Annotated in this window: 12 protein-coding genes and 1 pseudogene; 9 read left to right on the forward strand and 4 right to left on the reverse strand. The window is 71.9% G+C overall.

Annotated features, from left to right (window positions below; genetic code table 11):
- Nucleotides 1-35: 35 nt before the first annotated feature.
- Together L2C96_RS04190 and L2C96_RS04195 are read left to right on the forward strand one after the other, a co-directional pair.
- Nucleotides 36-2258, forward strand: a complete 2223-nt coding sequence (locus tag L2C96_RS04190; RefSeq protein WP_237335194.1) for a CaiB/BaiF CoA-transferase family protein — start codon at nt 36-38, stop codon at nt 2256-2258.
- Nucleotides 2259-2269: 11 nt separating this feature from the next.
- A complete protein-coding gene (locus L2C96_RS04195) occupies nt 2270-3037 on the forward strand; it encodes an enoyl-CoA hydratase/isomerase family protein (RefSeq protein WP_237335195.1) in 768 nt (255 codons plus the stop codon).
- A gap of 46 nt (nt 3038-3083) precedes the next feature.
- On the opposite strand, the gene L2C96_RS04200 is transcribed toward L2C96_RS04195, so the two are convergent.
- Both L2C96_RS04200 and L2C96_RS04205 read right to left on the reverse strand, forming a co-directional pair.
- Complete coding sequence (locus tag L2C96_RS04200) at nt 3084-3419, reverse strand: ferredoxin family protein (RefSeq protein WP_237335196.1); 336 nt, start codon at nt 3417-3419, stop codon at nt 3084-3086.
- An 18-nt stretch (nt 3420-3437) separates the two neighbouring features.
- Nucleotides 3438-4421, reverse strand: a complete 984-nt coding sequence (locus L2C96_RS04205; protein ID WP_237335197.1) for an NAD(P)/FAD-dependent oxidoreductase — start codon at nt 4419-4421, stop codon at nt 3438-3440.
- Between the two features lie 204 nt (nt 4422-4625).
- Between L2C96_RS04205 and L2C96_RS04210 the strand changes: the two genes are divergently transcribed.
- The 7 genes from L2C96_RS04210 to L2C96_RS04240 all read left to right on the forward strand — a co-directional run bounded on the left by L2C96_RS04210 (nt 4626) and on the right by L2C96_RS04240 (nt 11663).
- Nucleotides 4626-5852 carry an aromatic ring-hydroxylating oxygenase subunit alpha gene (locus tag L2C96_RS04210; RefSeq protein WP_237335198.1) on the forward strand — a complete coding sequence of 409 codons (1227 nt, stop codon included), beginning with the start codon at nt 4626-4628 and terminating at the stop codon, nt 5850-5852.
- Nucleotides 5852-6784, forward strand: coding sequence for a DODA-type extradiol aromatic ring-opening family dioxygenase (locus tag L2C96_RS04215; protein WP_237335199.1), 933 nt, complete (start codon nt 5852-5854; stop codon nt 6782-6784). Before L2C96_RS04210 ends, L2C96_RS04215 begins: the two co-directional genes overlap by 1 nt.
- Nucleotides 6781-8052 (forward strand): M20 family metallopeptidase, encoded by a 1272-nt coding sequence (locus L2C96_RS44965; protein ID WP_237335200.1) that lies wholly within the window; start codon nt 6781-6783, stop codon nt 8050-8052. The genes L2C96_RS04215 and L2C96_RS44965 overlap by 4 nt, the downstream gene beginning before the upstream one ends.
- Nucleotides 8049-8915, forward strand: a complete 867-nt coding sequence (locus L2C96_RS04225; RefSeq protein ID WP_237335201.1) for an alpha/beta fold hydrolase — start codon at nt 8049-8051, stop codon at nt 8913-8915. Before L2C96_RS44965 ends, L2C96_RS04225 begins: the two co-directional genes overlap by 4 nt.
- A gap of 106 nt (nt 8916-9021) precedes the next feature.
- Nucleotides 9022-9879 (forward strand): alpha/beta fold hydrolase, encoded by an 858-nt coding sequence (locus L2C96_RS04230; RefSeq protein WP_237335202.1) that lies wholly within the window; start codon nt 9022-9024, stop codon nt 9877-9879.
- The gene (locus L2C96_RS04235; protein ID WP_237335203.1) at nt 9876-10826 is read left to right on the forward strand and encodes a zinc-binding dehydrogenase; all 951 of its coding nucleotides are present in this window, start codon (nt 9876-9878) and stop codon (nt 10824-10826) included. The genes L2C96_RS04230 and L2C96_RS04235 overlap by 4 nt, the downstream gene beginning before the upstream one ends.
- A gap of 78 nt (nt 10827-10904) precedes the next feature.
- Nucleotides 10905-11663, forward strand: a complete 759-nt coding sequence (locus L2C96_RS04240; RefSeq protein ID WP_237335204.1) for an IclR family transcriptional regulator — start codon at nt 10905-10907, stop codon at nt 11661-11663.
- A gap of 159 nt (nt 11664-11822) precedes the next feature.
- Here the strand turns inward: L2C96_RS04240 and L2C96_RS45485 are convergent.
- Nucleotides 11823-11940 (reverse strand): annotated as a pseudogene (locus L2C96_RS45485) (IS982 family transposase); the annotation flags it as partial.
- Nucleotides 11941-11985: 45 nt separating this feature from the next.
- Entirely contained in the window at nt 11986-13302 is a 1317-nt protein-coding gene (locus L2C96_RS04245; protein ID WP_237335205.1) for an MFS transporter, read from the reverse strand.
- Nucleotides 13303-13341: the final 39 nt, after the last annotated feature.

The following is a 13341-nucleotide window of genomic DNA, read 5'->3' on the forward strand; positions in this document are numbered from 1 at the left end:
GAACCGACGATCCCCGTTCCGACTGGAGGAAACCGTTGCGCGTACTCGATCTCACCGACGAACTGGCCAGGCAAGGCGCGCGCCTGCTGGTCGGGCTCGGCGCCGACGTCGTCCGCGTGGATCCGGACGACGACCTGGACGAGGCGGCGCGGATCCACTGGCACGCCGGGAAAAAACTCGCGCGCGAAGCCGATCTCGACGCGCTGGCGCGGAATGCGGACGTCGTCCTGGAAGGCGGCCCGGTCGCGAAGCTGCGCGGCCTCAACGCCGACGGGAGTTCGCGGTGGCCACAGACCGTGCACGTCGTCGTCACCCCCTTCGGGCTCACCGGCCCGCGCCGCGACTGGACCGGCGGCGACCTGGTGCTCGCGTCCGCGGGCGGGATGACGTGGCTCGGCGGGAAGCCCGGCGGGCAGCCCAAACCACCGCCGCGGGAACAGGCCTGCCAGCTCGCCGGGGCGCACGGCGCGATCGCGGCCCTGCTGGGCATGCTCGCCGGACGCGGCCAGCTGGTGGACGTTTCGGCGCAGGAGGCGGTCGCGGCCACCCTGGAAACCGGCGCGATCTCGTGGATCCACGCGGGACGGTTCCCGGTCCGCAACGGCGGCGTCTACGAGCACGTCGCGCACCGGATCTTCGCCGCCGCCGACGGGTACGTGGCGGGCGGCTACTCGGGCAGCGAGCGGATGTGGACGGGCCTGCTGGCGTGGCTGGCCGAGGAGGGCGAGGCCGGCGACCTGCTCGACGAGCGGTTCGCCGATCCGGTGGTGCGGTGGGCGCAGCGCCCGCACGTCGACGAGGTGATCACCCGGTTCGTCGCGAAGCGGACCGCGCGCGAGGTGGCCGAGCAGGGCCGCGCCCGGGCCCTGCCGTGGGCCGAGGTGACGCCGCCCGCCGAGCTGACCGGCAATCCGCAGCTGCGCGACCGGCGGTTCTTCGTCTCGATCGGCGGCACCGACGGCACCGAGGACGCCGGTTTCCCGTGGGACGCGCCCGGCCTGCCCCGGCCGGTGACGCTGTTCCCGCTCGCCGAAGGCACCTGGACCAGCCCGCCACAGCGACCCCGGACCGCGAAAGCCCGCGCCCTGGACGGCATCAGGGTGCTGGACCTGACCTGGGTGCTGGCCGGACCGTACGCCACGAAGATCCTCGCCGAGCACGGCGCCGACGTGATCAAGGTCGAGTCGCGGCACCGGCACGACCCGACCCGGTTCTCCCCGTCGATGCGGCTGCGGCCGGGCGCAGGCCCGGACGATTCGGGCTACTTCCTGAACTTCAACCGCGGCAAGCGCAGCGTAGCCCTCAACCTGCGCACCCCGGACGGGCAGGCGATCCTGCGCGAACTGGCCGCCCAATGCGACGTCGTGGTCGAAAACTTCAGCCCGGGCGTGCTGGCCAAGTGGGGCCTGGACTACGAGTCCCTGCGTGCGCTCAACCCGCGGGCGGTCCTGGTCTCGATGTCCGGCGTCGGGCACACCGGGCCGTGGCGCACGGCCGTCACCTTCGCCGACACGCTCGCCGCGATGTCCGGCCTGTCGGCCGAAACCGCCGATCCCGGCGAGCCGCCGCAGGGCCTGGTGTTCGGGCTGGGCGACATGGTGGCCGCCAACGCGGCGGTGCTGGGCGCGCTCGACCTCCTCGTGCGCGGCGAGGGCGGCCACGTCGAGTTGTCCCAGCTGGAGGCGATGGCCGCGACGATGGGCCCGGCCGTGCTCGACCGCGGCGAACCCGCCGGCACGGCCGCGCACCCGAACCGGTCGCGGCACGCGGTGCCGCACGGCGTCTACCCCGCCGCCGGGGACGACCGGTGGATCGCGATCACGGCCCAGGACGACGACCAGTGGGCGGCGCTGCGGGACCTGGCCGGCCTGCCCGGCGACGGCGACCTCGCCCAGCGCCGTGCGGCCGAGGACGAGATCGACGCCGCGCTGGCCGTGTGGACGCGCGGCCAGGACGCCGAACAGCTCGCCGCGCGGCTGCAGGCCACCGGCGTGTCCGCCGCCGTGGTCGCCACCGGACGGGACCTCGTCGAGGGCGACGAGCACCTGGCGGCGCGCGGCTTCTACCAGCGGCTGACCCACCCCCTGGCGGGTGAGGTGCTGCACGAGGGGATCGTCGCCCGCCTGTCGGCGACCCCGGGTGCGCTGACCTCGCCCGCTCCCCTGCTCGGCCAGCACACGGCCGAGGTCCTGCGCGAACTGCTGGACCTCGACGACGACCGCCTGGCGGCCCTGCGCGCCGCCGGGGTCACCGAATGAGAGGAGTGCGGATGCCAGTCCTGACCACGACCCGGGACGCGGGCGTGGCGACGATCCGGATCGACCGGCCCCCGGCCAACGCCGTGGACCCGGCCATGATCGAGGAGTTCGGCGAGGTGCTGCCACCGCTGGTGGACGACCCGGACGTGCACTGCCTGGTGATCACGGGCACCGGGCGGTTCTTCGTGGCGGGCGCGGACATCGCCGTCATGCGTGACCTGTCCGAGGCCAACCAGGTGAAGATGCGCGGCTGGATCGACGTGCAGCGGGCACTGGAACGCGCACCGAAGCCGGTGATCGCGGCGATGAACGGGCACGCGCTGGGCGGCGGGGCCGAGCTGTCGCTGGCGTGCGACCTGCGGATCCTGTCGGCGTCGGCGACCTTCGGCTTCCCGGAGATCGCGCTCGGCCTGTTCCCCGGCGCCGGTGGCAGCCAGCGGTTGCCGCGCCTGGTCGGGCCGCACGTGGCGAAGCGCCTGATGGTCGAGGGGAACCGGCTGACCGCCCAGCGCGCCCTCGAACTCGGGCTGGTGGACCGGGTCGTGGACGCGGCGGACTTCGACAGGGTCGTGACCGAGGAGGCCCGGCGTCTCGCGGCGAAACCGACGGCGGCGATCGGGCTGCTCAAGCGCGTGGTCGACGAGGGTTACGGCCTGCCGGTCGAGGAAGCGATGCGGTGCGAGGAGAAGGGCGTGCTGGAGCTGATCCGCACGGCCGACGCGGCCGAGGGCCTGCAGGCGTTCCTGGACAAGCGGCCACCGAAGTTCACCGGACGCTGACCGGACGAAGGGCGGTGCCGGCAACCCGGCACCGCCCTTCGTGTTTTCAGTACTGCGCCACCATCGGCGTGTCCACCCCGAGTTCGCCGACCTTGGCCGCGCCGCCCGGGTCGCCCAGCGGCGCGTCCCGGCCCGGCAGCGGCTCGGTGAAGAACTCGATCGAGTCGGTGACGAACACCGCCTTGCTGTCGTCACCGCGGGCCTTGCGGTCGACGAAGATCGCGTCCACCGGGCACTCCGGTTCGCAGGCGCCGCACTCGATGCACTCGTTGGTGTTGATGTAGCTCTTGCGGTCGCCGACGTAGATGCAGTCGACGGGGCAGACGTCGAGGCAGGCGCGGTCGGTGACGTCGATGCAGTTGGCGCCGATGACGTAGGCCATGAGCTTTTCCTTCCGGGTTCAGGAGTTGTCGGTCGAGTGACCGGGGAACAGGGACAGCTCGGGGTCGAGCGCGACCGCGGCGTTGTTCACCGCCGTGGCGACCTCGCCGAACCCGACGGACATCAGGCGCACCTTGCCCTCGTACTCGGTCACGTCCCCGGCCGCGTACACGCCGTCGACGCTGGTGCGCATCCGCGTGTCGACGAGGATCGAGCGGCCGCGCAGCGCCAGGCCCCAGCCGGCCAGCGGCCCGAGGTTGCTGACGAACCCGAGCGCGGCGATGACACTGTCCACTTCGTACACCCGTGGCGCGTCTTCGCCACGCACGCGGACGTGCGCCGACCGCAGGACCTCGTCCCCGGTCAGCGCCTCCACCTCGGCATCGGTCACGATGCACGTGCCACCTTCGGTGACCGCGGTGACGCTCGCGGCGTGCGCGCGGAACGCCGGACGCCGGTGCACCAGGGTGACCGACTTCGCGATCGGGCCCAGCGCCAGCGCCCAGTCCACCGCGCTGTCCCCGCCGCCGACGACGAGCACGTTCTGGCCGGTGTGCGCCTGCGGGTCGGTGACGAAGTAGCTCAGGCCGCGGCCGAGGAACTCCTCCCCCGCGGGCAGCTTGCGCGGGGTGAACGTGCCGATCCCGGCCGTCAGGATCACGGCGCCGGCGTCCACGACCTGCCCGTCGGACAGGGTGACGTGGCAGCGGCCGTCGACGTGGGCCAGCGACACCGCCTGCCTGCCGAGCAGGTACTCGGGATCGTAGCGGCCGGCCTGTTCGAGCAGCGCCGCCACGAAGTCGCGGCCACGCACACCGGGCAGCCCGGCGACGTCGAGGATCTCCTTCTCCGGGTACAGCGCGGAAATCTGCCCGCCGGCCTGGGGCAGCCCGTCGACGACGACGGTGCGCAGTCCGCGGAACCCGGCGCAGTAGGCGCCGTAGAGCCCGGTGGGGCCGGCACCGACCAGCAGGATGTCGGTGACGATGGGGGTGGGTGGCATGGGCCGACCTCCGTCGGAGTCGTGAGTGGACGGACCTGCGCACGGTAGGCACGCCGGCCGGGCAGAGCCACGGATCGCGGACCGGTGAACGGAACAGGGCCCGGATTCCGGATCGCGGTCCGGTGAGCGGACCCGGCGCGTTGGTCGCACGCCACACCGGTGGTGGACTCGCTCACGGCTTCACACAACGGATTGGGAGCGGTCATGAGCGTGCAGAACGGGGAGCAGGTCACCACCACCCCACGTCGTCGCAACCAGCGGGCGACGAAACTCCCGGGGCGCCAGGACTGGTCGAGCTGGCCGCACTACCAGGCCGCGGCCGCCGGGTTCCGCGGCTACTGGTACCCGGTCGGCTACTCGTCGCAGTTCACCGGCAAGCCGCGGCAGATCACCCTGCTCGGGGAGAAGATCGTCGTGATCCGCGACCGCGGCACGGTCTACGCGCTGAAGGACCGGTGCCCGCACCGCGGCGTGCCGCTGTCCGAAGGAAACCAGCAGTTCCCCGGCACGATCTCGTGTCCCTACCACGGCTGGACGTTCGACCTGAAGACCGGCAACCTCGCGGCCGCGATCACCGACGGCCCGTCCTCGCCGATCTGCGGCAAGGTCACCCAGCCGACCTACCCCGCCGAGGAGCGCCTGGGGATGGTGTGGATCTTCGTCGGCGACGGCGAGCAGCCGCACCCGATCGACGAGCAGCTGCCCGAGGAGCTGGTGGGCAACGCCGCGGTGGTCGGGTCGCGGATCCAGCCGCGCGAGGGGAACTGGCGCTTCGCGTGCGAGAACGGCTACGACGAGGGCCACGCGAAGTACCTGCACCGCACGGCGCTGTGGCGGCTGCTCAAGCCGATGCCGGTGTGGAACGAGACCCGGATCATCCAGCGCGGCCGGTGGATCTACCGGGTGCAGGACAAGCAGTACTGGACCGCCGACTTCCCCGGCCTGGGCCGCTGGGACAACCAGGCCTGGTTCAAGCTGAGGCCGCCGAAGGAGGTCGCCAACATCGGCAACACCATCAGCCACCGCGAGACCAACCCGGTGATCGCGGCGCAGGAGTTCCCCGGCTTCGCGTCGGTGAGCATGCCCGGCGTGCTGCGCATCGTCTACCCGACCTTCATCCACTACGAGTTCTACGTGCCGGTGGACGCCGGCAACCACCTCTACGTCGGCGTGATGGCGAGTTTCCAGCGCGGCTGGCGGGCGCTGCCGTTCTACGCCAAGTACCTCGGCTTCGTCCGCTGGCTGTTCCACGGCCAGTTCTCCGGGCAGGACAAGTGGATGGTCGAGGTGACCGACGCGCCGCCGGAGAAGCTCTACCGGCCCGACGACTCGCTGCTCAAGTGGCGCAAGCTCGCCGAGGACACCTGCGAGGAGCGGGTGGAGCGGCTGGCCGGGCAGGGCATCACCGTCGCCTTGCCGGAGGTGGACTGATGGCGCGCGTGGTGCTGGGTGTGGGCGCGTCGCACTCGACGCTGATGAACACCCACTGGGACAAGGTCGTGCACACCGACCGCGCCGAACGCTTCCGCGACGCGCTGCACGAGGCGCGCGACGAGATCGCCGCGGCGGAACCGGATATCGCGATCATCGTGGGCTCCAACCACTTCCGCGGGTTCTGGCTGGACATGATCCCGGCGTTCACGCTCGGGGTCGGCGAGGTCATCGCTTCCGGGGAGGCGAAAACGCCGTCCGGACCGCAGAAGACCGCCCCGGAGTTCGCGCAGCGGCTGGCCGGGGACCTCGTCGAGCGGGGCACCGAGGTCGCGATCTCGGCGCGCCTGCAGATCGACCACGGCCAGACCCACGCGATCCAGTACCTGCTCGACGGCATCGACGTGCCGGTGGTGCCGCTGGTGGTCAACGTGTTCGCCGCGCCGCTGCCGCGCCCGGACCGCTGCACCGAACTGGGCCGCAACCTCACCGCCGCCGTCGAGGCGCTGCCGGCGGACCTGCGGGTGGTCGTGATCGCTTCGGGCGGGCTGTCGCACCAGCTGCCCTGGCCCGACGACTGGCGTGCGCCCGAGGGCGCGGACGAGGAGTTCCTCGTGGAGGCGTGGCTCAACGGGCGCGGCGACTGGGAGCGCTACGACGGCCGCCGCCGCGAGATCATCACCGCCGCCCGCCCGGTGCTGTTCCCCGAGTTCGACGAGGCCTTCCTGGCCGACCTGGAACGCGGCGAGCTGGCGAAGTACACCACGATGACCGCCGCGGAGATCGGCGAGGTCGCCGGCAACGGCGGGCAGGAACTGCGCACCTGGCTCGTGATGGCCGCCGCGCTCGGGTTCGCCCCCGGCCACGCGCTGGCCTACTCCCCCATGCCGGAGTGGCTGACCGGGATGGGGGTGGCGGTGATCCGGCCGTGACCGCCCTCGACGCGGTGCTGGCGCGGATCACCGAGAACAGGCTGCGGGCGGCGGCGCGGGCGGTCGCGGCGGTGCCGAGCCCCACCGGCCGGGAAGCCCCGCTCGCGCGGTTGCTCGCGTCCCGGCTCGCGGCCGCCGGGTTCGCCGCGCAGGTCCAGCACCTCGACGAGTTCCAGGCCAACGCCGTCGGCCGGCTGCCCGGCTCGGGCGGCGGTGCGGACCTGATGCTGTACGCGCCGATCGACACGCTCACCACGGGACAGTCCGAACTGGACATCCCCTGGATCGGTCCGGAGCTGCGGCCGGACATGCTCCCCGAGGCACGCGACGAAGGCCCGTTCGTCTCCGGCCTCGGCGCGAGCAACCCGAAGGGACACGCCGCGTGCCTGCTGGTGCTGGCCGAGGCGCTGGGTGCGGTGCGGCCCGAGCTGGCGGGTGACGTCGTGGTGGCGTTCGGCGCCGGCGGGATGCCCACCAACGCCATCGAGGCGCCGGGCTACCCGGCGCGGGCGAACACCGGACACGGCGCGGGCTGTTCGTTCCTGCTGGAGCGCGGTTGGCACACCGACCACGCGGTGATCGCCAAGCCGGGCGACTTCGTCGCGCACGACGAGGTCGGGCTGTGCTGGTTCGAGATCACCGTCCCGGGCATCCACACCTACGCCGGCAGCAGGCACCGGCTGCCCTACCGCAACCCGATCGTCACCGCGGCGGACGTCGTCACGCGGCTGGAGAAGTGGCTGGCGGACTACCCGGCACGGCACCGCACCGGTACCGCGCTGCCGCAGGGGGTCATCGGTTCGATCGCCGGGGGCTGGGAACGGATGCTCGCGGTCACCCCGGCGGCGTGCCGGATCCGGCTGGACGTGCGGATCGCGCCCGGCACCAGGCCGCTGGCCGTCAAACGGGAACTGGCCGCGTTCCTCGCCGAGCTGGACCCCGCTCTGGGGCTGGAGATGGTGCTCGCGATCCCCGGCACCAGCACCCCGCCGGAAGCGCCGATCGTGCGTGCCGCGATCGAGGCGTGGGAGCAGACCTCGGGCCGTCCGCACCAGCCGGTGCCGGACAACAGCGGCGCCACCGACGCCAACATCCTGCGCGCCCGCGGCATCCCCACGGCCCGTGTCGGGATGCCGAAGGTCACCTCCGACGAGTTCGACGTGGATTTCAGCCGCGGCATGAACACCGTCGACATCCGCGCGATGCGCCGCCTGTGCGAGGTGCTGGCGCGCACGACCCTGTCCACCACCGGGAAGGAAGCAGCATGACCCCACCACCGGAAAGCCACTACGCCGAGGCCGGTGGCATCACCTACCACTACCACGACCTCGGCTCCGGACCGGACACCGTGTTCCTGCACGGCGGCGGCCCCGGCTGCACCGCGTGGAGCGACTTCGGGCCGGTGGCGCCCCTGTTCGCCTCCGACCGGCGGTGCCTGCTGGTGGACATCCACCAGTACGGCCGTTCCGCCAAGACCCCCATCACCGGGCCGATGTGGGACCACCACGCGGCCAAGACCGTGGCGCTGCTGGACACCCTCGGCGTCGAGCGCGCCGACTTCGTGTGCAACTCCTGGGGTGGGACGATCGCGCTCAACCTCGCCGCGAAGTACCCGGACCGGGTGGGCTCGCTCGTGGTCACCGGGAGCATGCCGGTCTTCTACGGTCCGCTCGCACCGCTGCCCGAAGGCGGCCGTCGCGGACGCAACGCCCGCGACGCCTACTACGGCGGCGAGGGCCCGACGCGGGAGAAGATGCGCCGCCTCATCACCACCCTGGAGTGGTACGACGGGGACAAGCTGCCAGAGGAAACCCTGGACCTGCGGTACCAGCAGAGCCTCGACCCCGGCGAGCGTGAGCTGGCCGCGATGTCGGACTCGCCGCGCGGCGACTGGCAGGACCTGACGGACGAGCTGGGGCGGATCCAGGCGCCGGTGTTGTTCGTCTGGGGCATGCAGGACGCGTTCCTCACCCCCGACTACCCGCTGATGCTGGCACGCATGGTCCCGAACGGGAACCTGCACGTCATGGACCACGTCTCGCACCACCCGCAGGAGGAACGCCCGCACGCCTACCACGCGGTGGTCGACGGCTTCTTCCGTTCCCTCGCCGGAGAAGGAGTTCCCGCATGAGAGTCCTGTTCGCCCTGTCGCTGACCGCCGTCGCGGTCGCGGCACTGCGCAAGCTCGCCGCCTACAGCAACACCCAGGTCCACCGCATCAACACCAAGGAGCACCAGTGAGCATCTGGACCGAACTGAGCCCGGTTCCCTTCCGCGTCGAGTACGTCGACGCCGCCGGCGTGCCCACCCGCACCCTGCGCGCGGGCAACCCCGACGCCGAGGCGGTCGCGTTCCTGCACGGCACCAGCGGGCACCTGGAGGCGTTCGCGCGCAACATCGTGGCGCACAGCGAGTTCGACGTGCACGCGATCGACATGCTCGGCCACGGCTACACCGGCAAGCCCGCCCGCCCCTACGAGATCGCCGACTACGTTCAGCACCTCCTGGACTACTTCGACGCGGTGGGCATCCGCGCCGCGCACATCGTCGGCGAGTCGCTCGGCGGCTGGGTCGGCGCCCGGGCCGCGATCGAGGCGCCGGAGCGGGTGCTCAGCCTGCAGCTGCTGTGCGCGGGCGGCACCGTGGCCAACCCCGAGGTGATGGACCGGATCCGCACCAGCACGCGCAAGGCGGTGGAGTCCGACGACGTCGAGCTGACCCGCAAGCGGCTGCGCCTGCTCATGGCGAGCGCGGAGAACGCCACGGAGGAACTGGTGGAGGTCCGGCACGCGATCTACCACACACCGGAGTTCGTGGCCAATGTGGACAATCTCCTGTCGTTGCAGGACATGGAACGGCGACAGCGCAACCTGCTGCGGCCGGAGCACCTCGCGCGCATCACGCAGCCGACGCTGATCGTCTGGGGGCGGCAGAACCCCTTCGGCGAGGTGCCCGAGGCCTCGGCGATGCACGAGAACATCCCGGGGTCCCAGCTGGAGCTGTTCGAGGAGTGCGGGCACTGGCCGCAACACGAGCAGGCCGCCCGCTACAACCCCCTGAGCCTGGAGTTCCTGCGCAAGGCTTCCGCCCGATGAGGGCGGCGCGGTTCCACGCCTGGGGCTCCGCGCCCGCGGTGGACGACGTGCCCGAACCGGTGCGCGGCGCGGGCGAGGTGCTCGTCGAGATCACGGCAGCGGCGGTGGCGCACCTGGACACCACCGTGGCCGGCGGGAACTTCGACCTCAAACCCCCGCTGCCCTACGCGGGCGGCGTGGAGGGCGCGGGCACGGTGCTCGAGTGCGACCCGGACTCCGGTCTGGAACCGGGGACGCAGGTGATGCTGCGCGGCGGCGGTCTCGGCCTGTTGCGTGACGGCACCTGGAGCGAGCGGTTGAGCGTGCCGGTCAAGGCCGTGCGGCGGCTGGAGTCCCCGCTGCCGCCCGAGGTCGCGGCCACGTTCTTCGTCCCGGCGACCACCGCGTTCGTGGCCCTGCACGACGTGGCCCGGCTGGGCGCGGACGAAGAGGTGGTCGTCGTCGGCGCGGCCGGCGCGGTCGGGTCGATGGTGGCCCAGCAGGCGTTGCTCGCGGGCGCGAAGGTCACCGGTGTCGTCGGGCACGCGGACCAGCTGGCCGGCCTGCCGGACGGGGTGCACGGCGTGAGCCTCGATTCGGACGACGCGGCGCGGCTGGCCGCGGACCGCCCGGCGTCCCTGCTGGTCGACACGCTCGGCGGCGACGGCCTCGTGGCCCGCACCCGCTGGGTCCGGCCGGGTGGCCGCGCGGTGGTGATCGGCTACGTGACCGGCACCGAGGTGCGCGTCGACCTGCCGTCCTGGCTCCTGGACGACGTCGCGTTGCTGCCGGTGAACATGATCCGGCGGGAACGCCGGGCGCGGGAGATCGCCGGTGACCTGGTGAAGCGGCTGTCCGCCGGTGAGCTGGAGGTGGCCGTGCAGCGGTACGACCTGGCCGACGCCGCCGCCGCGGTGGCGGACCTGCGGGCCGGGCGGGTGCGCGGCCGCGCGGTGCTCATCCCGTAGTGCCGGGTCCGGTCAGCGGACCGGTCCGTTGGCCGGGCCGGTCCGCTGACCGAACCTGTTCCGATGGCAGGGAGCGACATGACAGGCGCGAACAGCGTGCTCGGCAAGGTGCAGCTCATCCTGGAGGCCTTCGGCCCGGACGACGAGCACCTCAGCCTCACCGAACTGTCCCGGCGCTCGGGGGTCGCGAAGGCGTCGGTGCACCGGCTGGCGCAGGAACTGCTGCAGTGGGGTGTCCTGGAGCGGCGCGGCAGCGACTACTGGCTCGGCATCCGGCTGTTCGAGATCGGCCAGCGCGTGCCGCGGCAGCGCATCCTGCGCGACGCCGCCCGCCCGTACATGGAGGACCTGTTCCAGGCCACCGGGGAGACGATCCACCTCGCCGTGCCGGACGGCCGGGAGGTGCTGTACCTGGAGAAGGTGTCCGGCCACAGCCAGGTCAGCAGGCCGTCCCGGGTGGCCGGCCGCATGCCGATGCACTGCACCGCCACCGGGAAGGTCCTGCTCGCGTTCGGCCCGCGCAGCCTGGTCGACGAGGTGCTCGCCTCCCCGCTGGAGCGGCTCACCCCGCACACGGTGAGCACCCCCGGCCTCCTGCTGCACGAACTGGGCCGGGCACGCGCGAACGGCTACGCCATCGAGTACGAGCAGACCCGCGTCGGCTACGTCAGCGTCGCGATCCCGCTGACCGGAGCGACCGGCCTGACCACCGGCGCCCTGTCCGTCACCGCGCCCCTGTACCGGGCGGACGTGGAGAAGTACGCGGGGCTGCTCGCCATGGTGGGCAGGCGCATCACCAAGACGGTCAGCGCGTTGCACTCGGCCTCCGAGCTGTAGCGCCGCCGCCTGACAAGTTGCGGCCGCTGTGGCGAAGACGTTCCGCCACAGCGGCCGCTATCTGTCTGTGGTCGTAGGCGATTGGGGCCGGCGCGAGCGGCAGTGGCCGTACTTGACCCAGCCGGCCAGTTCCGAGCGCTGCACGGTGGGAAATCCGGGGGGTGACCGGCTCCGCGTCGGTGAGCTTCGGCGGTCTGCCCATCCGAGGCCGATCAGCAAGGCGGTCGTCGATCTTGACGTGCAGTGCGGTCGGAAGGGTGTTCAAGTCGGTCGTCACAGACTGATCTTGAACACCCTTCGCCCGTCATACTCTCCAGCCCGCTCAGGCCGTCGGCGCCCCGGACTCCTCGCGGACGACCTCCGGCCGCTCCGACCGCGCTTCCCGGAGGAACAGCCCGGCGACCAGGGTCACCGCCCACGCCGCGGCCATGTACCCGGCGATAGACACCCAGGTGCCCGTCGCCGACAGCAGGGACGCGCTGATCGCCGGCGCGAAGGCGTTGCCGAAGATCGTGCCGAGGGTGAACCCGATCGCCATCCCGCTGAACCGCAGCGCCACCGGGAACGCCTGCGAGAAGTACACCGGGAACATCGCGTAGTTGCCCGAGTAACCGGCGAACAGCACGGCGAAACCGAGCAGCATCAACCAGAAGCTCCCCGTGTTCAGCAGCGGGAACCAGACGAACGGGAGCACGACCATCGACGCGGCGGTGGCCGTGAAGACCTTCCGCGGCCCGATCCGGTCGGCCAGCCTGCCGTACAACGGTGCGCCGATCACGACCGCGCACAGGCCGGGCAGCAGCACGTAGAGCATCTTCGACGTGCTCAGCCCCAGCTCGACCTTGCCGTAGGTGAGCACGTAGACCGAGGAGATGGTGATCGTGATGCCCGCGCCGATGGTCGCCAGCGTCACGAGGACGACCGTGCCACCGCACTTGCGCAGGACGTCGACCAGCGGCAGCTTGTGGACCGAGCCGGCGCCCTTGACGTCGGCGAACTCGGGGCTCTCCCGCAGGCCGAGCCGGATCACCAGCCCGCTGACCACGAGCAGCACGCTGGCCAGGAACGGGATCCGCCAGCCCCAGGCCAGCTGGACGTCCTCGGGCATCTGCGCCACGAGCAGGAACATCGCGTTGGCCAGGATGGTGCCGACGGCGGTGCCGGTGTTGAGGATGCCGCCGAAGAACCCGCGCCGGTGCTTTTCGGCGTGTTCGACGGTGAGCAGCACGGCGCCGCTGGTCTCACCGCCGAGGGACACGCCCTGCACGATCCTGAGCACCACCAGCAGCACCGGGGCGGCGATGCCCAGCGTGCCGTACGACGGGAGCAACCCGATCGCGGTCGTCGCGATGCCCATCAGCATCAGTGTGGTGACCAGGATCGACTTGCGGCCCATCCGGTCGCCGAGGTGCCCGAACAACAGCCCGCCGAGCGGGCGCGCGACGTAGCCGACACCGAAGGTGGACAGCGAGATGAGCGTGCCCACCACGGGATCGGTGGCGGGGAAGAAGATCTTCGGGAACAGCAACGACGCGGCGAGGCCGTAGATGGTGAAGTCGTAGAATTCGATGGCGGTGCCGAACCACCCGGCCAGTGCGGCCCGGCCCGATTGCCGATGTGGTCGTGTGCCAGCGGACATGCATGCCTCCGGATGAGCCGGTTTGAGTTGACGTACTTT

The sequence above is a fragment of the Amycolatopsis tucumanensis genome, assembly GCF_021654135.1.
GTDB lineage: Bacteria > Actinomycetota > Actinomycetes > Mycobacteriales > Pseudonocardiaceae > Amycolatopsis_E > Amycolatopsis_E tucumanensis.